The organism is Flavobacterium succinicans, from assembly GCF_001662485.1.
In the GTDB taxonomy this organism is placed as follows: domain Bacteria; phylum Bacteroidota; class Bacteroidia; order Flavobacteriales; family Flavobacteriaceae; genus Flavobacterium; species Flavobacterium succinicans_A.
In genome coordinates this window covers 1-4,320 of sequence record NZ_JMTM01000031.1, presented here as the reverse complement: position 1 = coordinate 4,320, position 4,320 = coordinate 1, and the positions used below count along the sequence as shown (strand labels likewise).

The 4,320-nt window shown below is 35.1% G+C and carries 2 protein-coding genes; both read left to right on the top strand.

The annotated features are described in order from the left end of the window. A partial coding sequence (locus FLB_RS05465; protein ID WP_157490552.1) for a T9SS sorting signal type C domain-containing protein occupies positions 1–989 on the top strand: 989 nt, incomplete at its 5' end. Positions 990–1,954: 965 nt separating this feature from the next. Then, positions 1,955–4,320: LamG-like jellyroll fold domain-containing protein (locus tag FLB_RS05460; protein ID WP_157490551.1), on the top strand; the 2,366-nt coding region annotated here is incomplete at its 3' end.

The window sequence follows — 4,320 nt, the reverse complement described above, 5'->3', positions numbered from 1 at the left end:
CATTGTATTTCTGGACACATAATACCGCTATTGCACCAAGTGGTTCGGATTATGTTTACACGGCTGATGATTATGCGACATACAATATTACCGGAGGAACAGCTGGAGGTCCATTGCCGATACCTGTGTCAGGACCCGCTCTAAGCCCAGGATTAAATACTAGTGCTCCCGATGGATTTATTGCCGCAGGTCAATCGTTTTTTGTAGAGAATGCAGCACCAGGAAGTTTTCAATTTACTAACGCCATGAGAGTTTCAGGCAACAATTCGCAGTTTTTTAAACAAGTAACCAATACCAAAAAAACAAACACTATCGAGAAAAACCGTATTTGGTTGAACTTAACCAATAGCGGTGGAGCGTTCAAGCAATTGTTAGTGGGTTACATTACGGGAGCCACGAACGATTGGGATAATTTATATGATGGGCCAACTTTTGATGGGCAAGAGTTTGTGGATTTTTACAGTCTTAACCAAGGAAAAAACTTAACTATTCAAGGACGTGCATTGCCTTTTGAGGACACAGACATAGTGCCTTTGGGATATCGCAGTACTATCGCTGGAACTTTCAATATTAGTATCGACAACAGAGACGGCGCTTTGGCAGGTCAAGCCATTTGGTTGGAAGACAAAAAGACCAATACCATGCATGATTTAACCAAAGGTAAATATACTTTTATAGCAATAGACGGAGTAGAGAACGACCGCTTTGTCTTGAAATATACCAACAAAACTTTAGGCACCGATGATAATGAACTGACGGATAAAGCTTTAATTGTAAGTGTTAAAAATAAAAAAATCACCGTTACGTCCTCGGCAGAAGCGATAACACAAGTACAGGTTTTTGATTTGTTAGGAAGAAAAGTGTACGATAAGTCGAAAATTAACACCCAAGAATGGACCATTTCGAATTTGTCTTTGAATGAACAAGCTTTAATTGTAAAAACTACTTTGGCCAACGGCGCCATTAGCAATAAGAAGATTATTTATTAAAAAAAAATAGCTTTTAAATTGTAAACCCTTTCATAGTCAAGTACTTTGAAAGGGTTTTTTTGCTCGTAACTTTTTTCAGTTTAGTGCCGTGTTATGCCCTTTTGTCGGAAAAAATGCAAAATTATGTAAATCAAATATTTGAAATATTTTTTTTATACTAATCCATTTAGTAAAACATAGCATTATAACAAATCCAATTCAGTTTTGAGTTCTTGTCCTTAATTTAAGAGAAAGTTATATGATAAAATAAAGATTTTTTATAAGTATAAATTAAGTAGGTTTTGGAAATTTATGGCTGTTTTTGCTGTTTTTTTTGGAGTAGATTAAATGTTATCAGGTAATTACGTGATAGGTGCTTCAAGACTTGTACTCTTTAATACGATTGCAAATGCTGTAGCTTGGATTAACAGCTTGGATGTTTCTGTTCGGGTTACTTTTTGGTTGATGATCTTACTTCCAGAGCTTTAGATTCACTTCCTATTGTTTTCAAAACATTTTCGAATGCTAGTGCTTTCAATACGCTAAACATAAAACCTAATACAAGCGAAACTAGCTTCATTCAAAAAGTTGTGTTCGATAAGATGTGCAATAAGCTGGTCGATTTCGTGGGATGCTAAGAGCCTACTTCTCAATTTGGTCAGTGCTTTTTTTTGACAACACTCTTGATAGGCGTAATTCAGATTTATTTAGTGTTGGGCTTCTAGAAAGGTAATATAAGTGGCCATTAGAAAGAATTAGTTTATGGTTCTTTTGCTTAAAAAACTGCGTTTTATACTCAAAAAACCATTCTAAATTGAAGTATGTTTTGTGTTATCATAACATGAAATTTATAACCACTATTAACTAAGTGATTACTTGTTTTTTTAGCAATATTGATTATTTTTGTGCGACTTTGCTTATTTATTCAAAATCATCTAGATTCCATGTTTTTACAAGCTTTGTTTTAAAATTACTAAACATTTTTTATGAAAAGAATTTTACTTTTTGCGGTGTTGTTGATGGTTCAATTGGGGTTTGGGCAATCACCTTATACTTCTGTTGGTTCAGGAAATTGGAATTCTGATGCTACTTGGAGTGGTACTGGAGTACCTGGAGTAGGTGATGTTGTAAATATTGCGAATGGTCATGCTGTAACGGTAACTGCAAATGCAGCAGCAGCTTCTGTTACTTTTACTGGGGCAAGTGCTACACTTGCTGTGAACACAGGAATGACATTAATTATTTCCAACACATTAACATTAAATTCGTTAGTAAATTCAAATTCTACTTCAACTATTTCTGGTTTAGGAACAATAACAACTACAAATCTCACTATTGGAAGTGATGTAGCTTCAACCTCAAATGGGACATATACATCATCATTAAATTCTACAATTTCTAGTTTTAATGTGACAAATAATGTTAATCTTCTAAGTTATGTTGGAACAAGTACTAATAGAAGAAATAATGCAGTATTTAACCTTCAATCTGGAGTAGTTGATGTAGATGGTCAAATCACTTCCACTAATGAAAATAGTATTAATGCATCTACATTTAGTATGGTGTCAAACCCTCAAACTGGATTACTTTTATTGGGTTTTAATGGAAATCCATTTAGTTTATCTGGTACTGGTACAAATACGATTAATTTAAATGGTTCTAGTTCAACTGTAAATTATGATGGTACTGCGCAAACAGTAGGCATCTATACTTATAATAATTTAACCCTTTCAGGGAGTTGGATTAAAACTTTTAATGCAACTACTACAGTTAATGGCAATTTGTCTATTGCTTCAGGCATAATTACTAATCTAGGTACTTTTACTCATACTGCTAAAACATTAACACTTGGAGGTTCTACTACACCTTCTGGTTTTTGGGGTAGTACTACATCGAGTGCTACTAATAAAAACAATACTTATTTTGCTGACACAACTGGAATTGTAAATGTAGGATCGTCTACTTGTACTTCGCCTACAGTTTATACAATGACAGGTTCTGGTAATCTTTGTACTGGCTCTGCTGGTAATATCATAGGTCTTTCTAATTCAGAAATAGGGGTGAGCTATCAATTAGTAAGAAATAGTGTCAATGTAGGTTCTGTTATCGCAGGTACAGGTAGTTCCATTAGTTTTGGTCTTCAAAATAGCGTTGGGGATTATACTGTTATTGCTACTAGAAATAATACTTTTTGTTCAATGATTATGACCGGAGTGGTTACGATTACTATTGCTAGTTTACCCCCTTTGCCTGTTGGAGCCACAATAGTAGATGCAAGTTGTAACGCTTCTGTAGGAAGTATTACCTTGGCAAATCAAAATCATGCTTTGGAGTTTGTGAAAACAAGTAGTCAATATGTAAGAACAGTGACTCCTTTTCTTTCTAATTTAAACAGTTTTACAATAGAAGGTTGGATAAAATACAAAACATCTGATTTGAATACAACCGGTTTTACTAGTTTATTTGGGCAAAATGACGTATTGGAATTTGGTTTTCAAGATAGTCGGTTGCATTTATACACTTTAAATGGAGGATATATCTATGCAATTCCACCTGTGAGTCTTGGAGATAATACTTGGCATCATGTAGCCGCAGTTGGGACAGGTTCGCAGATCTTAATATATGTTGACGGAGTAGAAGTTGGATCTGGTGGAAATATGACTTCAAATTATGGTGCTAGTACATTTAATGTAAATATTGGTGCAGGTGTTTTTAATGCTACGGGTGGTTTTTTCGGTGGTCAGATAATGAAAGTTGGTTTTTATAATACAGCACTTTCTGCGGCTAGGATAGCTAGTTTGGCTTATTCTCCTATATTTTATTCTGGTATCGAACCGGGTTTAATTGCTGGATATAATTTTCAGGAAGGCTCAGGTACTACATTAGCTAGTTTACCAGTTGGCAAAAATGGAATTTTAGAAAACACACCTATTTGGAGAGATCCATACACTTATGCTTGGGCCAAAACAGGAACACCTGCTTATACTGCTGCTACAAGAGATATTGTAGGGCTATCGCCAGGTGAATATAATTTAAATTTTGATATTGGTAAAGGATGCCCTAGACCTATTAGTTATACCATAGGGACGAAGTCGACTACATGGAATGGTACATCTTGGACTCCGTCATTACCAACTATGGATCATAATATAGAATTTACAGGAAGTTACACCTCAAATGGTGACATTAATGTTTGTTCTTGTACTGTAACATCGGGTCATGTTCTTATCAAAGCGGGTCACACTTTGACCATAACGAATGCCGTTAATGTAACGAATAATGCGACAACAAGTCTTGTTTTCGAAAACAACGCAAGCTTGGTACAAACCACCAATGTAACGAATACAGGAGC